This window comes from Burkholderia sp. MSMB2157WGS (genome assembly GCF_001532755.1).
Lineage (GTDB): Bacteria > Pseudomonadota > Gammaproteobacteria > Burkholderiales > Burkholderiaceae > Burkholderia.
Window position 1 is genome coordinate 325,779 of the sequence record NZ_LPJG01000011.1, and the last position, 17,404, is coordinate 343,182.

The window sequence follows — 17,404 nt, forward strand, 5'->3', positions numbered from 1 at the left end:
TTGACCGGCATGACGACTCCCCTTTCGACCGCGCGGATCGCAGACGAACCGCGCCTGCTGCACTGCGATGCAGTCCTGTTCGATCTGGACGGCACGCTCGCCGACACGGCGCCCGATCTCGCGGCAGCCGTCAACAAGATGCAACGCGAGCGCGGCCTGCCCGAAACGTCGCTCGACGTGCTGCGGCCGCTGGCCTCGGCCGGCGCGCGCGGCCTGCTCGGCGGCGCGTTCGGCATCGATCCGCACACGCCCGGCTACGAAGCGATGCGCGACGAGTTCCTGGCCAACTACGCGGCCGATCTCTGCGTGCATACGACGCTGTTCCCCGGCATCGGCGACGTGCTCGACGAACTCGATGCGCGCGGCGTGCGCTGGGGCATCGTCACGAACAAGGCGATGCGGCTTACGGCACCGCTCGTCGAGCTGCTCGGTCTCGCGCCGCGCGCCGCGTGCGTCGTCGGGGGCGACACAACGCCGCACTCGAAGCCGCATCCGGCCCCGTTGCTGCATGCGGCCGACCAGTTGGCGCTCGCGCCTGCGCGCATCGTCTACGTCGGCGACGACCTGCGCGACATTCAGGCCGGCAGCGCCGCCGGCATGGCCACCGTGGCAGCCGCGTACGGCTATTGCGGCGACGGCGTCGCACCGGTCGACTGGCAGGCCCGGCACCTCGTCGACACGACGCAGGAACTGCGGGACCTGCTGCGCGATGTTGGGCTATAATGTTCGATCTTATCCGCGGGGGCGACCTGGTTTCGACAGGGGTTGTGAAGCGGCTAGGGCATGTCGAGGACCCGTCACCTCGTTAATCAATGGGAAAATCGTAACTGCAAACGACGATACGTTCGCACTGGCAGCCTAAGGGCCGCCGTCCTCTGCCTAGTTCACTGACGGGCTAGTGTCGCAAGACCGGTAGCAATACCGCCAGAGGTCATTTACGTCAGTTAAGCCCTGTCGGCGTCGCGACGCCAGGGTCGAAAACCTAGCGAATCGCCGTAGTGCAGCGTGTTCGTCCGCGTCGCTACGGTTAAATCAAAAGACTGGACTAAACATGTAGAACTAGTCGTGGAGCGCTTCTGGACGCGGGTTCGATTCCCGCCGCCTCCACCAAATTCCGCGCTCGTCGCACGACCCCGCATGACGCAAGTCTGCGGGGTTTTTTGTTGCCGGCGAAACGCACGTCCGACGCCTTCCGAAAAAGCGCCCAGCCCCCGATGGGCCGGGCGGAATGCCGCCGATGTCCGGCGGCAGGAGGTGACGGATGTTCTGCCGCGCGTGCCCCATCATCGGCTGCGCCGGGCGATGACCGGCCCGATGATCGGCGTCGGGCGCGACGCCGCGCCGGTACCCGCCCGTAACCACCCCTACCGGGCGATACACGGCTTAACTGCCGCGATACAGCGACTTCATTTCTTCCGCGCTGGCCGGGCGCACGCCCATTGCGCGCGAACCCGACGCCGATGCGCCCTGTGCCTGCGCACCGTAGCCGCTGGCGTCGGCACCTCGAGCTTGTGCGAGCGCGCTGCGCTGCTGCTCCGCGATACGGGCCGTGGCGGCCTGGATCGCTTCCGGATAGTGCGGATCTTCGCCGCGGGCTGAGTTGTAACCGGCCTGCTGGAGTTGAACCAGTTCGGCGCGCACCTGCGCCCGGGTGATCGTCGAACCCGACTGGGCGAACGAAGCGACCGGAGCAACGAGAGCAGCAGCAACGACAACGGCTTGAACGAGCGACTTCATGATGACCTACCTCCAGATTTGTCTGATTCGGCGGTGAACACCTTGATCAGCGCCGACAAACCGAAGTTTATGTAGGTGGATGCTTAAGAATAAGGCAGGTTTCAGGAAGACACCCTTCCTGATTTACGGGTTAACCCTAGATTCCTGTCGGAACCGCAATGCGGGCGAACGGCCATTTCGTCCGCCCCGCATTGCATGAAGGACCGCAAAAGCGCGAGCCCCGCGAAGCGGCAGGCTTCGCGGGGCTCGAATGGAAGAGCGGAATCGGGCGGAACCTCTGCCGCCGTCTGTCGGTCGAGCGAGCGAACTGCTGCACAGAAGACAGGCGCGCCCGCTCGGGCGCAGACACGCCGGCTGCTCGTTACCGGGTATCCATCGGGCACTTCAGGTTGCAGCCGTTCGGGTCGCCCAGGTCACCCTTGCGGCGCAATGCCGACTTCTTGCCGGTCTGGTATTTCTGCGACGGCGCCGACGCGGCGAACGGCATCTGCGGATGCTCGTTCAGGCGGAACTGATCGCTCAGGATGCCGCCGGGCACCCCCGGGGAATTCTGCGCGAACGCAAACGGCGAAGCGACGACCAGCAGCCCCGCGGTCAACGCTGCCGCGGCAAGGGGAACGGAAAATTTCATGGCGGGATGACGCCTGAACGGCGTGCTTGTTGGAACGTTGATCAAGCGGCAAGCGTAGCGCAATTCCCCCACTGCTGCAGCGCGGCTCGATCGCGTCTTCGTTACCGGGCATTGCCGTCCGGGCCGCTCGCGTCGTCGCGGCCGGCCAACCCGGTCGCGATGCGCTCCAGCGCGCCGCACGCGGCCGGATCGTAGCCGTCCAGATGCGCGACGCGCTCGACGAAGCGTGCGTCACGCAGCAGTGCCAGCACATCGGCGAGCGGCCGCCCATCGAGCCGTGCGCGTTCGCATGCGAAGTAATAGTCCTCGTCGACGACCGGGATGAAGTCGAGCCCGAAATGACGGGCGGCCGGCTCGACGCCGAACCCGAGATCGGCCATTCCGCTCGCGACGAACGCCGCGATCGCAGAATGCGTGAGTTCGGCCGACGCATAGCCGTCGATGCGCTCCGGATCGATGCCGATCGCGCGCAACGCGAGATCCAGCAACATGCGCGTGCCCGATCCCGGCTGGCGGTTGACGAAGCGGATGTCGTCGCGTGCCAGATCCGCGAGCCCGCGCACCTGCTTCGGGTTGCCGCGCGGGACGAACAGCCCTTGCTGTCGGCGCGTCAGATGGATCAGCACGTGGCGCGTGTCGTCGAGCCAGGGCCGGTAGATTTGCGCGCACTGCGCGCGAAACGCGCCGCGCGGCAAATGGAAGCCCGCGAGGTCGCATTCGCCGCGCGCGAGCGCCTGCACGGCCTCGACGCTTTCGCGATATTTGATGTCGACGGCCGCCTGCGCCTCGACGAGCGCGGAAACGAGCGTCGCGACCGCGTAACCGTGCGACGCATGAATGCGCACGGCGCCGTCACGCTGCGCGAGCCGCCGGTTCAGGTCGCTGGCCACCTCGGCCGCCAGCGTGCGCAGGTTCCCGTCGAGGCGGCTGCGCGCCAGACGCTGCGCATCGACGACCGCCTGCCCGAGCGCCGACAACGTCGAACCCTTGCCGCGCGCGGTTTCGATCAATTCCCCGCCGATGCACGATTCCAGCGCGCGCAGCATGCCCCACGCGTGCCGGTACGACAGCCCCTTGGCTTGCGCGGCCTGCGCGATGCTGCCCGTCTCGGCCACGAGTTCCAGCAACGGAGCGACGTCGGACAGACTGGCCGAACGGCCTTCCGTGTCGCGTACGGTCAGATACGCGTCGCATTCGATCCGAATCAATTATGCACTCCGATTTCCTATTGCGACCGCGAAATCTTCCGCTTATCGTTGGTCAAAATCAATCAGAACGAAGTCCCGCTGCGCCATATATGAATTGCGAGCGCATATGAGACTTTGGAGGAGCATAACGATGTCCCCGAATTCCCCTGCGCCCGACGCGCTCGTCGAGCGCCATGCGCGCGCCGGCCGTTCGCTCGTCGCGATCCTGCACGCGATCCAGGACGACGCGGGCTACGTGCCGCCGGGCTGCGTCGCGCCGCTCGCCAAGGCGCTGAACCTGTCGCGCGCGGAAGTACACGGCGTCCTGACCTACTACCACCACTTCCGCACCACGCCGCCCGCCCGCGTGACGATCCAGATGTGCCGCGCCGAAGCGTGCCGCAGCATGGGCTGCGAAACGCTCGCCGCCCATGCGGAAGCCCGCACCGGCTGCCGGTTCGATGCCGCGCACGGCGATGCCGCCGCAGCGCACACGCGTGACGACGTCGCGCTCGAATCGGTCTACTGCCTCGGGCTGTGCGCGCAATCGCCATCGATGACGATCAACGGGGTGCTCCACGCCAAGGTCACGCCGGAGAAGTTCGACGCGCTGCTGGCCGACGCGGTCGCCCGCACGCCGGAGGCCGCATGACGACCCGCATCTACGTTCCGCGCGATTCGTCCGCGCTGGCACTCGGCGCCGACGCGCTCGCCGCCGCGATCGTGGCCGAAGCCGAACGGCGCGGCGTCGCGATCGAGGTGATCCGCAACGGTTCGCGCGGGCTGCTGTGGCTCGAACCGCTCGTCGAAGTCGGGACGGCCGCGGGCCGCGTCGGCTATGCGAACCTGTCGGCCGCCGACGTGCCGGCCCTGTTCGACGCCGACTGGCTCGACGGCGGCACGCATCCGAGCGGCGTCGGCCTCGTCGACGCGCTGCCCTATCTGGCGCGCCAGCAGCGGCTCACGTTCGCGCGCATCGGTCTGACCGATCCGCTGTCGATCGACGACTACCTGCAACACGACGGCCTCGCCGGCCTGAAGAACGCACTGGCGCTCGACGGCGACGCCGCATGCGACACGCTGATCGAGTCGGGGCTGCGCGGCCGCGGCGGCGCGGCGTTCCCGGCCGGCATCAAGTGGCGTACCGTGCGGCAAGCACGCGCCACGCAGAAATACATCGTCTGCAACGCGGACGAAGGCGATTCGGGCACGTTCTCCGACCGCCTGCTGATGGAATGCGATCCGTACTGCCTGATCGAAGGGATGATCATCGCGGGCGTCGCCACCGGCGCGACGGTCGGCTACATCTACGTGCGCAGCGAATACCCGCACGCGATCGCCACGCTCGAAGCCGCGATCGTCCGCGCGCGCGAAGCCGGCTGGCTCGGCGAGCACGTGCTCGGCTCCGCGCACGCGTTCGAGCTGCACGTCGCGAAAGGCGCGGGCTCGTACGTATGCGGCGAGGAAACGGCACTGCTCGAATCGCTCGAGGGCAAGCGCGGCGTCGTGCGCGCGAAGCCGCCGCTGCCCGCGCTCGCGGGCCTGTTCGGCCAGCCGACCGTGATCAACAACGTGATCACGCTCGCGTCGGCGCCGGTGATCTTCGCGCGCGGCGCCGCGTTCTATCGCGACTACGGGATGGGCCGCTCGCGCGGCACGCTGCCGTTCCAGCTGGCAGGCAACATCCGTCACGGCGGCCTCGTCGAGCTCGCCTTCGGCGTCACGCTGCGCGAACTGCTGTTCGACTTCGGCGGCGGCACGGCCAGCGGCCGGCCGGCACGCGCCGCACAGGTCGGCGGCCCGCTCGGCACCTACCTGCCCGACCACCAGTGGGACGTGCCGCTCGACTACGAGGCGTACACGGCGATCGGCGCGGTGGTCGGCCACGGCGGCATCGTGCTGCACGACGACACGTCGAATCTCGCCGAGCTGGCCGAATACGCGATGAAATTCTGCGCGATCGAATCATGCGGCAAGTGCACGCCGTGCCGGATCGGCTCGACGCGCGGCGTCGAGACGATCGCGCGGATTCGCGACGGCGATACGTCGGAGCGGCAGGTCACGCTGTTGCGCGACCTGTGCGACACGATGCTCGCCGGCTCGCTGTGCGCGATGGGCGGCATGACGCCGTACCCGGTGCTGTCCGCGCTCGACCATTTCCCCGAAGATTTCGGGCTCGCTGCCGGCAAGGATGCCGCGTCGGGCCCGGTCAAGGCTGCGGCCTGACCCAGAAGGAGCCCTGCATGTCCCTCGACACGAACAACGTCCGCCAAGGCGGCTGCGGCTCGGGCCAATGCGCGTGCAAGAGCGCCGCACAGGCGCGCGCCCGCGATCCGTTGGACGATACCGACTACGGCACGCCGCAACGGCATGCCGACACCGACGTCACGCTCGAAATCGATGGCCAGCCGGTCACGGTGCCGGCCGGCACGTCGGTGATGCGCGCGGCGATCGAAGCCGGCATCAACGTCCCGAAGCTCTGCGCGACCGATTCGCTCGAGCCGTTCGGCTCGTGCCGGCTGTGCCTCGTCGAGATCGAGGGCCGGCGCGGCTATCCGGCGTCGTGCACGACGCCCGCCGAAGCCGGCATGAAGGTGCGCACGCAGTCGGACCGGCTGCAGTCGCTGCGCCGCAACGTGATGGAGCTGTACATTTCCGACCACCCGCTCGACTGCCTCACCTGCCCGGCCAACGGCGACTGCGAGCTGCAGGACATGGCGGGCGTGGTCGGCCTGCGCGAAGTGCGCTACGGCTTCGACGGCGCGAATCACCTGAAGGACGCGAAGGACGAATCGAACCCGTACTTCACGTACGATCCGTCGAAATGCATCGTCTGCAATCGCTGCGTGCGCGCGTGCGAGGAAACGCAGGGCACGTTCGCGCTGACGATCGCCGCGCGCGGCTTCGAATCGCGCGTCGCCGCGGGCGAAAGCGAATCGTTCATGGCGTCGGAATGCGTGTCGTGCGGCGCGTGCGTGGCCGCCTGCCCGACGGCCACGCTGCAGGAAAAATCCGTCGTGCTGCTCGGGCAGGCCGAGCACTCGGTGATCACGACCTGCGCGTACTGCGGCGTCGGCTGCTCGTTCAAGGCCGAGATGAAAGGCACGCAGGTCGTGCGCATGACGCCGCACAAGAACGGTCTCGCGAACGAAGGCCACGCATGCGTGAAGGGACGCTTCGCGTGGGGCTATGCGACGCACAAGGACCGCATCACGAAGCCGATGATCCGCGAGAAGATCACCGACCCGTGGCGCGAAGTGAGCTGGGACGAAGCCCTCACCTACGCGGCGACGCAATTCCGCAAGCTGCAGCAGAAGTACGGCCGCGATTCGATCGGCGGCATCACGTCGTCGCGCTGCACGAACGAGGAAACCTATCTCGTGCAGAAGCTCGTGCGCGCCGCATTCGGCAACAACAACGTCGATACCTGCGCACGCGTGTGCCACTCGCCGACCGGCTATGGCCTCAAGGCGACGCTCGGCGAATCGGCCGGCACGCAGACGTTCGCATCGGTCGGCCAGGCCGATGTGATCGTCGTGATGGGCGCGAACCCGACCGACGGCCACCCGGTGTTCGGCTCGCGGCTGAAGCGGCGCGTGCGCGAAGGCGCGAAGCTGATCGTGATCGACCCGCGCCGCATCGACGTGGTCGACGGCCCGCACGTGAAGGCCACGCATCACCTGCAGTTGCGTCCGGGCACCAACGTCGCGATCGTCAATGCACTGGCGCACGTGATCGTCACCGAAGGGCTGGTGGCCGACGCGTTCGTCGCCGAGCGCTGCGAGACGCGCGCGTTCGAGCAATGGCGCGACTTCGTCGCGCAGGCCGACAATTCGCCCGAGGCGACAGCGGACGTGACGGGCGTGCCGGCCGAGCTGGTACGCGCGGCCGCGCGCCTGTACGCAACGGGCGGCAACGCCGCGATCTATTACGGGCTGGGCGTGACCGAACACGCGCAGGGCTCGACGACGGTGATGGGCATCGCGAACCTCGCGATGGCGACCGGCAACGTCGGCCGCGAAGGCGTCGGCGTCAATCCGCTTCGCGGCCAGAACAACGTGCAGGGTTCGTGCGACATGGGCTCGTTCCCGCACGAACTGCCCGGCTACCGCCACATCGGCGACGCAGTCGTGCGCACGCAGTTCGAGCAGGCGTGGGCAGCCACGCTGCAGCCGGAGCCCGGATTGCGCATCCCGAACATGTTCGATGCGGCACTCGACGGCAGCTTCAAGGGGCTTTACTGCCAGGGCGAGGACATCGTCCAGTCGGACCCGAACACGCAGCATGTCGCGGCCGCGCTGTCGGCGATGGAATGCATCGTCGTGCAGGACATCTTCCTGAACGAAACCGCGAAATACGCGCACGTGCTGCTGCCGGGCTCGACGTTCCTCGAGAAGGACGGCACGTTCACGAACGCGGAACGCCGGATCTCGCGCGTGCGCAAGGTGATGCCGCCGCTCGCGGGCTACGCGGACTGGGAAGTCACGCTGCTGCTGTCGCAGGCGCTCGGCTACGACATGCACTACACGCATCCGTCGGAAATCATGGACGAGATCGCACGGCTCACGCCGACCTTCTCGGGCGTGTCGTACGACAAGCTCGACGCGCTCGGCAGCATCCAGTGGCCGTGCAACGAACACGCGCCGGAAGGCACGCCGACCATGCACATCGACACGTTCGTGCGCGGCAAGGGCCGGTTCGTGATCACCAAGTTCATTCCGACGCCGGAGAAGGTCACGCAGCGCTATCCGCTGATCCTGACGACGGGCCGCATCCTGTCGCAATACAACGTCGGCGCGCAGACGCGCCGGACCGAAAACGTGCGGTGGCACGAAGAGGATCGCCTCGAGATCCATCCGCACGACGCGGAGGATCGCGGGATCCGCACCGGCGACTGGGTCGGCATCGAATCGCGCGCGGGGCAGACGGTGCTGCGCGCGCTCGTGACGGAGCGCATGCAGCCGGGCGTCGTGTACACCACGTTCCACTTCCCCGAATCGGGCGCGAACGTGATCACGACGGACAGCTCCGACTGGGCGACGAACTGCCCCGAATACAAGGTGACTGCCGTGCAGGTGATGCCGGTGGCGCAGCCGTCCGACTGGCAGCGCGCGTATGCGCGCTTCAACTCGGAGCAGCTCGACCTGCTCGAGCGCCGCGCCGCCGCACCAGCCGCCGTGACGACGGGCAAGTGAGGCCGCAATGGACAACGACCACCTGATCGACATGGCCAACCAGATCGGCGCGTTCTTCGAATCGATGCCCGATCGCGACGAAGCGCTGACCGGGATCGCCGAGCATATCCGGCGCTTCTGGGAGCCGCGGATGCGACGCGCGTTGCTCGCCGCGCTGGACGATCCGTCGAACGAAGCCGGGCAACGCGCGATGCCGATCGTGCGCGATGCGGTCGCCGCGCATCGCGCGTCGCTCGTCCCTGCCGCGGCACCCGCCTGACCGCCCGGCTACGCGGACACCGACAGGCCCGCGAACCAGCTCTCGCAGTGGCGCAGCAACGCGTTGGCGTCGGTCGCCGTGCGCCCCCGCGCGGCGACATAGCCGTCGGGCCGCAGCAGATAGAACGACGGCCGCGAGCGGCCGTATTCCTGCGCGAGCCCCGCCGTGCCGTCGCCTTCGGCATCGGCGACGCGCCACACACGCACCGCTTCCGGCATGATCCGCGCGAGCCCCTGCACGAGCACCTGCGCATCGGCCGGGATCGGCGGCACTTCGCCAGCGTCGGTATTCACCGGCTCTTCGAGCAGCAACAGCGTGAAACTCGCCGGATCGTGAAGATCGTATAGCCGCGCCGTGCCGGGCGCCCGACCGAGCGGCCCGTCCAGCACGTGCACGAGCGCATCGGGCGCGCGCTCGCCCGCGCGCGGACCGCCGTCGAGCACCCGCTCGAGCGTGAGCGGACTCTTCCGGTACTGCACGCCGAGCTCGCTCACCGTGCGCCTGAGCGCGTCGCGCATCGGCCCGAACGACGCCAGCAGCGGCACGACATGATCGCGCAGCAGCTTCATCGCCCCGCGCTCGGCTTCGACCACCTGGGTGACGAAACCGGTCTGCCGCAACACGTCGCGCTCGATCGGATGGCGCTCCGCGTGATACGTGTCGAGCAACCGCTCGGGCGCGCCTGCGCCGAGGACGCGCGCGAGCTTCCAGCCGAGGTTGAACGCCTCCTGGATGCCGGTGTTCATGCCCTGCGCGCCGGCCGGGCTGTGGACGTGCGCGGCGTCGCCCGCGAAGAACACGCGGCCATGACGCAGCCGGTCGACCATCCGGCTGTGCAGGTGGAAATAGGACGACCACGCGAGATCGCTTGGCGAGATCGACGCGCCGACGCGCGCGCGGATGATCGCGTCGCATTCCGCGAGCGACGGAGCCGGTGCGTCGGGCGACGCACCGCCGCCGGGCGGTCGGTCCGCCACGAGCCGGTAACGGCCGCCTCCCATCGGAAACAGGCCCGCGATGCCTGCGGGCGTCGTGAACAGATGGATCTCCTCGTCCGGCCAGTCGGGTATCGCCGCGAAATCGGCAAGCAGGAAAGTCTGCTCGAACGCATGCCCGGCAAAGCCGAGGCCGAGGAGATGCCTGACCGTGCTGTGCGCGCCGTCGGCGGCAATCAGGTATGACGGGGTGAACGACTCGTCGCGGCCGTCGGCGCGGCGCAGCGTCACGTCGAGCGACGTGCCGCCCGCGTCGCATGCGGTCAGCGTCGTCCCGCGTTCGACGGTCACGCCCATCGTGGCCAGGTGTTCGGCGAGCAGCCGCTCGGTGATGCTCTGGTCGAGAAACATCAGATACGGATAGCGCGTTTGCAGCGGATCGAAATCGAGCCGTGCGATCACGCGGCCGTCGGCATGCAGCTCGGCCGCATGCGCGCGATGGCCGAGCGCGAGAAACGGTTCGACCGCACGATGCTGCTCCAGCAGCTCGAGCGTGCGCGCCTGGATGCCGATCGCACGCGAAAACGGCGCCGGCGCGACGAGACGATCGATGATGCGCACCGGCACGCGGGCCCGCGCGAGGCTCATCGCCGCGGCAAGGCCGGTCGGCCCCGCGCCGACGATCAGCACGGGCGGGATATCGGACAGTGTGTCAGCCATGAGACCCTCGATGACACGCGACTCTGCAAGTCTACGCCGCTCCGCGTCACGGGGCCATATGCCGACCGGCCGATACGCGCCCCCGCCGCGCGGTGTGGGAAAATACGCGCTTTCCGCCAGTTTTCGCGTCATGGATTCCGCATTCGACCGGGCGTACGCCGCGCACCGCGCGGGTCGCCTCGCCGAGGCCGAGCACGGCTATCGCAACGCGCTCGCCTCCAACCCCGCCGACGCCGACGCGCTGCACCTGTTCGGCGTGCTGCGGCACCAGCAGGGCCAGCACGCCGAGGCCGCCGATCTCGTCGGCCGCGCCGTCGCGCTGCGTCCGGACGATGCCGCGCTGCAGCTCAATCTCGGCAACGCGCTGAAAGCGCTCGGCCGGCTCGACGAAGCGATCGACCGCTTTCGCAACGCGCTGACGCTCGCGCCCGAGTTTCCGCTCGCGCACTACAACCTCGGCAACGCCTATGCGGCGGTGCAGCGTCACGACGATGCGATCGACGCCTTCGGCCGCGCGCTGCAGCTCACGCCCGACGACGCATCGATCCACAACAATCTCGGCAACGCGCTGAACGCGCTCGGCCGCCACGACGACGCGCTCGCCGCGTTCGGTCGCGCGCTCGAGCTCCGGCCCGGGCATGCAGGCGCGCACAACAACCTCGGGATGGCACTGAGCGCGATGGGGCGCGCCGACGAGGCGATCGCGCACTTCCAGGCCGCGATCGCCGCGCAGCCGCGGTTCGTCGCCGCGCATTTCAATCTCGGCAACACACTCGACGCGGTGGGCCGGCATGCCGAGGCGGCGGCGGCCTTCGAAGCCGCGCTCGCGCTGCACCCGCCGTTTCCGCTCGCGCTGTTCGGGCTCGCGAACGCACTCTGCGCGCAGGCGCGCCACCGCGACGCGCTGCCCTACTACGAACGCGCCGTCGGGCTCGATCCGTCGTTCGGGCTCGCATGGCTGAATCTCGGCAACGCGCATCACGCGCTCGGCGCGCACGAGATGGCGCTGCGCGCGTTCGACCAGGCGCTGCGCGTCGCGCCCGATCTCACGCTCGCGCGGCTGCATCGCGCGGTCACGCTGCTGACGCTTCGCGACTTCACGCGCGGCCTGCCCGCCTACGAAGCGCGCCACGAGACGCCCGGCGCGACGTCGCTCGGCGCGCTGCCGCGCTGGCAGGGCGAGCCGATTGCGTCGCGCACGTTGCTGATCCGCGCGGAACAGGGGTTCGGCGACACGCTGCAGTTCGTCCGCTTCGTGCCGCTGGCCCGCGCACGCTGCGCGCGCGTCGTGCTCGAAGTCCAGCCGGAACTCGTCGCGCTACTGACGCCGGCCGCGTCGCGCTGGCGCGTGACGCTCGTCGCGCAAGGCGCCGCGAAGCCGCCTGCCGCGGACGTCGGCTGCACGCTGATGAGCCTGCCGTTCCTGCTCGGGCTTCAGCCGGAAGACATCGTCGGCTCGCGCTATCTCGATGCGCCCGACGGTGCCCGGCGGCGCTTTCGCGGGTCGCTCGGCGGGCAGTCGAAGCGCAAGTTCGGCCTGGCATGGTCGGGGCGCCGGCAGGCGCAGGAAAACCGCTCGATGCCGTTCGACGCACTCGCGCCGTTGCTCGCGCTGCCGGACATCGACTGGATCGTGCTGCAGCCCGCGCTGGACGACGACGAACGGGTGCGCGTCGACGCGCATCCGCGCGTGCATCGCCTCGACGGCCGGCTGAACGACTTTGCCGATACGGCCGCGCTGATCGAGCGGCTCGACGGCGTCGTCACGATCGACACGGCCGTTGCGCACCTCGCGGGCGCGCTCGGCAAGCCGCTGTGGGTCATGCTGCCGTTCGCGCCCGACTGGCGCTGGTTCACCGGAAACGACTGCCCGTGGTATCCGCAGGCCAGGATCGCCCGCCAGCCTGCGCCGGGCGCATGGCTCGACGTGGCGGCCACGGTGGCCGACATGCTGCGCGAGGCATGACCGCCAACGAGAAAGGGAGCGCATGGCGCTCCCTTTTTTCGATGCGATGCGATGCGATGCGATGCGCGGCCGACGCCACGCGATGGACCGGCCGCCGTCAGGCCGACTTGTACTGGTTGCGCGCATCGGCGGTGCGATAGAGCACGAGCGTCGCGATCAAGCCGCAGATCGCGGCCACGCTCAACCACAGCCCCGGCGCCGCTTTGTTGCCCGTCTGGTGGATCAGCAGCGTCGAGATCGCCGGCGTGAAGCCGCCGATCGTCGTTGCCAGGCTGTACGCGAGCGAGAAGCCGGCCGTACGCACGTCGGCCGGCATTACTTCGGTCAGCGCGACGACCATCGCCCCGTTGTACGACGCGTACAGGAACGACAGCCACAGCTCGACCGCGAGCAGCCGCAGGAACGACGGATCGCCGACGAGCCACAGCACGGCCGGGTAAGCCGACAGCAGCGTCAGCACGGTGAACGCGATCAGCACGGGGCGGCGGCCGATGCGGTCGGACAGCGCCCCGGACAGCGGCAGCCACACGAGGTTCGAGATCCCGACGCAGACGGTCACGACGAGCGCGTCGAGCGACGACAGGTGCAGCACTTCCTTGCCGAAGGTCGGCGTGTAGGCGGTAATCATGTAGAACGACACCGTCGTCATGATCACCATCCCCATGCCGGCCACCACGACACCCCAGTTGTCGAGCATCGAGCGCATGATCTCGCCCATCGTCGGGCGGTGACGCTTTGCAAGAAATTCGTCGGTCTCCTTCAGCGAACGGCGGATCAGGAACAGGAACGGCACGATCAGGCAGCCGATGAGGAACGGAATGCGCCAGCCCCACGCGGTCATTTCCTCGACCGGCAGCGCGCGGTTCAGCACGACGCCGACGAACGCGGCGAACACCACGGCCACCTGCTGGCTACCCGACTGCCACGACGTGTAGAACCCTTTGTGGCCCTTCGTCGCGATCTCCGACAGGTAGACCGACACGCCGCCGAGTTCGACGCCCGCCGAGAAACCTTGCAACAACCGGCCGAACAGCACGAGCACCGGCGCCAGCACGCCGATCGTCGCGTATCCCGGTATCGCGGCCACCGTGAGCGTGCCGATCGCCATCAGCCCGAGCGTCAGGATCAGCCCCTTGCGGCGGCCGTGATGGTCGATATACGCGCCGAGCACGATCGCACCGACCGGCCGCATCAGGAAGCCCGCGCCGAATACCGACAGCGACAGCATCAGCGACGCGAAGGCGTTGCCGCTCGGAAAGTACGTTTTCGCGATGGCCGACGCGTAATACCCGTAGACCATGAAGTCGTACATTTCCAGGAAGTTGCCGCTGACGACCCGGAAGACGGTGCGGACTTTGGATTCCTGCGCGATGGCAGGGGATGCAGTGGACATGTTTTCTCGCTCAGCTCGGACGGCGCATACCGCACCGCATGAATCCGACGATGCACGACGCGCCGGGCCGGGCCGGCGCGCACGGGCATCGCTGCCCGCCGGCGGCGCGGCGCGTAACGGCGCGCCGCCGGCATGATTCGTGAATCATGCCACGCCAAGCCGACATTTGCCTTGTGGCGCCCTGTCATGACCGTCGCGGTATCCATCTCGTACACGTCGCCCCCAAACGGGCACGAGAATCAGATCGATCCGATCGATCTGCATTCGCCTGCCGACCACAATGTCAGGATTTGCGACGACATTTCCGCGCCGCGCCGGCACGCTCGCCCGTGTCGCACGGCGTGCTCCCGTCATGACCCCATCGCCTCTCGTCCCGGTCGAAGGCGCGCTCGCCCGCCCGCGCGCCACCCCGCTCGATCACGCCCCGCCGTTCGGCCGCGAATGGCGATTCTCCGGCGCGCCCGGCACACGGCCCGGCAGCACCTGCCTCGCGACACTGACGACGTCCTGCATCGATGTCGACCGGCCACACCGCGCGTGCCAATGGCAACCGCTGCCCGCGGTGGTGTCGCTGCCGGCTCCGGTCGGGGAGAACGTCACGCCGGCCGCGGCAACCGCTCGCCGCATGCGCCCCCCTCACGACCGGCGCGCGATGTACGCCGTCTGCTGGAGCATCGGCGCACTCGGCATCATCGCTTGGCTGATCGGTGCGTACGACGCACCTGCGAGGGTCGGTCCTGCGTACGCGACGCAAGCAGCCGGCAGTCCGGCCGATCTCGTCGCGACATCGGCCGGCACGATTCACGCCGCTGCGGCGCAACCGGGTACGTCGACGCATGTGCTGCCGCAGCGCAACGTGGCAACGCCTGTCGCGAACATGATCGGATCGCCGCCAGCCACGCATCGCATCGCACTTCGCCCGGCGCCGCTTCATCCGCAAGCGACGGCCGACGCGCGGCACGTCCGCCCCGCCTCACCACGTCGGGCAACCCGCCAACACGCAACGGAAGCCCCGCCCCGCACACCGGTCGTGCCGCGGCTCGCCGCACATCCGTCGATCCAGCGCAGCGCGACCCACACCGGCACACGCGATCGGCTCGCTCCGCCGCCGCACCTGGCAGGCACACCCGATACCCGCGACTCGCTCGACGATCCGGTCACGTTGATCGCCATGACGAACGCGCTGCGCGCCACGCAGCCGGCGCGCCCGGCGCCGCCGCCCGCGGCCGGTTTCGACTGGACGGCGCAACGGTCGCACCGTCGCGTGACCGACGCGCCGGACGTGTTCGCGCACTGACGCCCGCGCAATAAAAAACCCGGCGAAGATCGCTTCGCCGGGTTTTTGCTCGTCTCGCTCCGTCCGTTCGACGAATCGTTACTTGTGCGCGGGCAGCCCCGTCTCGGTCTGCTTCTCGAGTTGCCGCACCTGCTCCTGCAGATCGCGCAACTGCAGTTGCGCAGCCCGCTTCTCGACCTGCAGCGCTTGTGCCTGCTCCTGCGCCGACTTCTGCCGCTGCGCGACTTCGGCCTGCTGGCTGCGTGCGACGCTCAAGTCGGCCTGCAACTGTTGCGCACGATTCGCCTGCAGCGCGATCACGCGTTCGAGAAAGGCCTTCTGCGCCTGCAGCTCGGTCCGGCGGATCTCGATATCGGCGAGCTGCACCGTCTGCTGGACGAAGTTCGCGTACACCATCTCCGCGCGATTCTTTTCCTGCGAACGGATCACGCGCCACAGGTTCTTGTCCTGGAACAGCGCGACGTAGTACGTCATCTCGCGCGGATCGAACATCAGGCTCGCGCCGTAGCTGCCGTTGTACGTCGTGCGCATCTCGACGATCCGGCCGTCGTGCAGCATCTGCGTCAGTTCGGCGACGTTGCCTTGCGCAGCGGCGTCCGTCGCGGCCGCGGCCGATGCCGACGGCTGCGCGCCGCCGCTCAGGCTCGTGACCGCCGGACGCGTACCGGCGACGGGTGCGGTCGCATCGGCGGACCAGGCCGTGCCCGCTTGTGCGCAGGCAATCAGCGCAACGATCCACGTCGCGCATCGTGCTGGGGAGAAGTTTCGGAAAGCCAACGTCGGACTCCGGCGAACGAATCGGAACTCGCGATTATCGTTCAAAACCAAACGGCCGCATCTCGAATTTATCGGAATGCGGCCGGCCGTCGTGCGACACGAAAAATACCGCGTACTACAGACGCGTTTCGCGCGCCGCGCGCAGGAACGCATCGAGCAGCGGCGTGCAGTCGAGCAGTTCCGAGCCGCCCGCGCGATGGAACTCCGGATGCCACTGCACGCCGACGACGAACGGCGAACGCCGATGGCGAATGCCTTCGATGATCCCGTCGCCGGCCGACACGGCCTCGATGTTCAGGTCGCGGCCGAGATCGCGGATCGCCTGGTGGTGTATCGAGTTGACGATCGCTTCGCTGCGCCCCGGGAACATGCTCGCGAGCGTCGACGAGTCGGGGAAGCGGATCGCGTGACGATGCTGGTCGTAATGCTCGCTCACGTGCGCGTTCGCGGTCGGCACGTCGGTGGCGATGTCCTGGTACAGCGAGCCGCCGAACGCGACGTTGATGAGCTGGCAGCCGCGACACACGCCGAGCACGGGTTTGCCGGATTCGACGAATTCGTGCAGCAGTTCGAGCTCGTACATGTCGCGCACGCGATCGCCCGGCCATTCGGGGCGCGCATCCGACGCCGCGTAGGTCTGCGGCGACACGTCGGCGCCGCCTTGCAGCAGCAGGCCGTCGAGATGCTTCGCGTAATCGCGCAGGCGGATGTTGCTCGGATGGATCATGCCTTGATGGCCGACGGTCGGAATCATGAACACGAGCACGTCGCGCGACATCACCCAGTGGGCGATCGATTCCTCGAGATACTGCAGCGTCTTGCCGCGCAACCCCTTCGCGCCGGGCTCCGGATGGAAGATCCGCGCCGACACGCCGATGCGCAGCGTGCGCTGCGTGATGCGCTGACCGGCGCGGTCGAACAGCCGTCGCGCGCGGGCCGCGACGATCCGGCCGAACACCGACCACGGCGTGTCGCTCTGCTTCAGGTAGGCCGGCGGCGCATTCTGCGCGTTCGCGGGCGGCGGCCGAGGCGTGTCGAAATCGGGCGGGGCGCCGAATCCGGGCGGCGGCGAGCCGGGCCTCGGCGGCGCGGCCGTGGCGGCGCCATCACCGGGTGCGCCCGCCGCGCCGGGCGCACCCGGCTCGGAGGCGGCCGTGACGGGCGACGCGCCGTCGTCGGCGACGTTCTCCGCGGCGGCCTGCGTGGCCGGCGCAGCGGGCGTTTTCGCCGGATCGGGACGGGGGGAATCGGAAGAAGCGGAAGAGGTGCCGGGCAGACCGGCCGGAGAAGGCGTGTTTTCGCTCATG

Annotated in this window: 14 protein-coding genes and 1 other RNA gene; 8 read left to right on the forward strand and 7 right to left on the reverse strand. The window is 68.6% G+C overall.

Features of this window, described 5'->3' with window-relative positions:
• The first annotated feature begins 9 nt into the window (after positions 1-9).
• Both gph and ssrA read left to right on the forward strand, forming a co-directional pair.
• On the forward strand, positions 10-723 hold the full coding sequence (gene gph, locus WT53_RS06180; RefSeq protein ID WP_034206712.1) for a phosphoglycolate phosphatase: 714 nt from the start codon (positions 10-12) through the stop codon (positions 721-723).
• A 17-nt stretch (positions 724-740) separates the two neighbouring features.
• Positions 741-1,110, forward strand: a transfer-messenger RNA (tmRNA) gene (gene ssrA / locus WT53_RS06185).
• A 273-nt stretch (positions 1,111-1,383) separates the two neighbouring features.
• On the opposite strand, the gene WT53_RS06190 is transcribed toward ssrA, so the two are convergent.
• The 3 genes from WT53_RS06190 to WT53_RS06200 all read right to left on the reverse strand — a co-directional run bounded on the left by WT53_RS06190 (position 1,384) and on the right by WT53_RS06200 (position 3,576).
• Complete coding sequence (locus tag WT53_RS06190) at positions 1,384-1,737, reverse strand: DUF4148 domain-containing protein (RefSeq protein ID WP_034206711.1); 354 nt, start codon at positions 1,735-1,737, stop codon at positions 1,384-1,386.
• A 361-nt stretch (positions 1,738-2,098) separates the two neighbouring features.
• The gene (locus WT53_RS06195; protein WP_034206710.1) at positions 2,099-2,368 is read right to left on the reverse strand and encodes a hypothetical protein; all 270 of its coding nucleotides are present in this window, start codon (positions 2,366-2,368) and stop codon (positions 2,099-2,101) included.
• A 101-nt stretch (positions 2,369-2,469) separates the two neighbouring features.
• Positions 2,470-3,576, reverse strand: a complete 1,107-nt coding sequence (locus WT53_RS06200) for a substrate-binding domain-containing protein (protein WP_034206709.1) — start codon at positions 3,574-3,576, stop codon at positions 2,470-2,472.
• A gap of 130 nt (positions 3,577-3,706) precedes the next feature.
• Between WT53_RS06200 and WT53_RS06205 the strand changes: the two genes are divergently transcribed.
• The 4 genes from WT53_RS06205 to WT53_RS06220 are packed head-to-tail and all read left to right on the forward strand — an operon-like array spanning position 3,707 to position 9,009.
• Positions 3,707-4,207 (forward strand): NAD(P)H-dependent oxidoreductase subunit E, encoded by a 501-nt coding sequence (locus WT53_RS06205; RefSeq protein ID WP_034206708.1) that lies wholly within the window; start codon positions 3,707-3,709, stop codon positions 4,205-4,207.
• Positions 4,204-5,781 carry an NADH-quinone oxidoreductase subunit NuoF gene (locus WT53_RS06210; RefSeq protein ID WP_034206707.1) on the forward strand — a complete coding sequence of 526 codons (1,578 nt, stop codon included), beginning with the start codon at positions 4,204-4,206 and terminating at the stop codon, positions 5,779-5,781. Before WT53_RS06205 ends, WT53_RS06210 begins: the two co-directional genes overlap by 4 nt.
• Positions 5,782-5,798: 17 nt before the next feature.
• Positions 5,799-8,750, forward strand: a complete 2,952-nt coding sequence (gene fdhF / locus WT53_RS06215) for a formate dehydrogenase subunit alpha (protein ID WP_034206706.1) — start codon at positions 5,799-5,801, stop codon at positions 8,748-8,750.
• Between the two features lie 7 nt (positions 8,751-8,757).
• Positions 8,758-9,009 carry a formate dehydrogenase subunit delta gene (locus WT53_RS06220; RefSeq protein ID WP_034206705.1) on the forward strand — a complete coding sequence of 84 codons (252 nt, stop codon included), beginning with the start codon at positions 8,758-8,760 and terminating at the stop codon, positions 9,007-9,009.
• 8 nt (positions 9,010-9,017) lie between these two features.
• Here WT53_RS06220 and WT53_RS06225 read toward each other — a convergent pair whose 3' ends face one another.
• Positions 9,018-10,664 (reverse strand): FAD-dependent monooxygenase, encoded by a 1,647-nt coding sequence (locus WT53_RS06225; RefSeq protein ID WP_034206704.1) that lies wholly within the window; start codon positions 10,662-10,664, stop codon positions 9,018-9,020.
• 58 nt (positions 10,665-10,722) lie between these two features.
• Between WT53_RS06225 and WT53_RS06230 the strand changes: the two genes are divergently transcribed.
• Positions 10,723-12,630, forward strand: a complete 1,908-nt coding sequence (locus WT53_RS06230; protein ID WP_034206703.1) for a tetratricopeptide repeat protein — start codon at positions 10,723-10,725, stop codon at positions 12,628-12,630.
• 97 nt (positions 12,631-12,727) lie between these two features.
• Here WT53_RS06230 and WT53_RS06235 read toward each other — a convergent pair whose 3' ends face one another.
• Entirely contained in the window at positions 12,728-14,023 is a 1,296-nt protein-coding gene (locus tag WT53_RS06235; protein WP_034206702.1) for an MFS transporter, read from the reverse strand.
• Between the two features lie 352 nt (positions 14,024-14,375).
• Here WT53_RS06235 and WT53_RS06240 point away from each other — a divergent pair, with 352 nt between their 5' ends.
• Positions 14,376-15,320, forward strand: a complete 945-nt coding sequence (locus WT53_RS06240; protein WP_179948994.1) for a hypothetical protein — start codon at positions 14,376-14,378, stop codon at positions 15,318-15,320.
• A 78-nt stretch (positions 15,321-15,398) separates the two neighbouring features.
• Here WT53_RS06240 and WT53_RS06245 read toward each other — a convergent pair whose 3' ends face one another.
• Both WT53_RS06245 and WT53_RS06250 read right to left on the reverse strand, forming a co-directional pair.
• Entirely contained in the window at positions 15,399-16,097 is a 699-nt protein-coding gene (locus tag WT53_RS06245; protein WP_034206700.1) for a DUF2968 domain-containing protein, read from the reverse strand.
• Between the two features lie 115 nt (positions 16,098-16,212).
• The gene (locus tag WT53_RS06250; RefSeq protein ID WP_034206699.1) at positions 16,213-17,403 is read right to left on the reverse strand and encodes a gamma-glutamyl-gamma-aminobutyrate hydrolase family protein; all 1,191 of its coding nucleotides are present in this window, start codon (positions 17,401-17,403) and stop codon (positions 16,213-16,215) included.
• Position 17,404: the final 1 nt, after the last annotated feature.

Coding starts and splice junctions, on each gene's coding strand:
- gph (WP_034206712.1), top strand. CDS start 10: ATGACGACTCCCCTTTCGACCGCGCGGATCGCAGACGAACCGCGCCTG.
- WT53_RS06190 (WP_034206711.1), bottom strand. CDS start 1,737: ATGAAGTCGCTCGTTCAAGCCGTTGTCGTTGCTGCTGCTCTCGTTGCT.
- WT53_RS06195 (WP_034206710.1), bottom strand. CDS start 2,368: ATGAAATTTTCCGTTCCCCTTGCCGCGGCAGCGTTGACCGCGGGGCTG.
- WT53_RS06205 (WP_034206708.1), top strand. CDS start 3,707: ATGTCCCCGAATTCCCCTGCGCCCGACGCGCTCGTCGAGCGCCATGCG.
- WT53_RS06210 (WP_034206707.1), top strand. CDS start 4,204: ATGACGACCCGCATCTACGTTCCGCGCGATTCGTCCGCGCTGGCACTC.
- fdhF (WP_034206706.1), top strand. CDS start 5,799: ATGTCCCTCGACACGAACAACGTCCGCCAAGGCGGCTGCGGCTCGGGC.
- WT53_RS06220 (WP_034206705.1), top strand. CDS start 8,758: ATGGACAACGACCACCTGATCGACATGGCCAACCAGATCGGCGCGTTC.
- WT53_RS06225 (WP_034206704.1), bottom strand. CDS start 10,664: ATGGCTGACACACTGTCCGATATCCCGCCCGTGCTGATCGTCGGCGCG.
- WT53_RS06230 (WP_034206703.1), top strand. CDS start 10,723: ATGCCGACCGGCCGATACGCGCCCCCGCCGCGCGGTGTGGGAAAATAC.
- WT53_RS06235 (WP_034206702.1), bottom strand. CDS start 14,023: ATGTCCACTGCATCCCCTGCCATCGCGCAGGAATCCAAAGTCCGCACC.
- WT53_RS06240 (WP_179948994.1), top strand. CDS start 14,376: ATGACCCCATCGCCTCTCGTCCCGGTCGAAGGCGCGCTCGCCCGCCCG.
- WT53_RS06250 (WP_034206699.1), bottom strand. CDS start 17,403: ATGAGCGAAAACACGCCTTCTCCGGCCGGTCTGCCCGGCACCTCTTCC.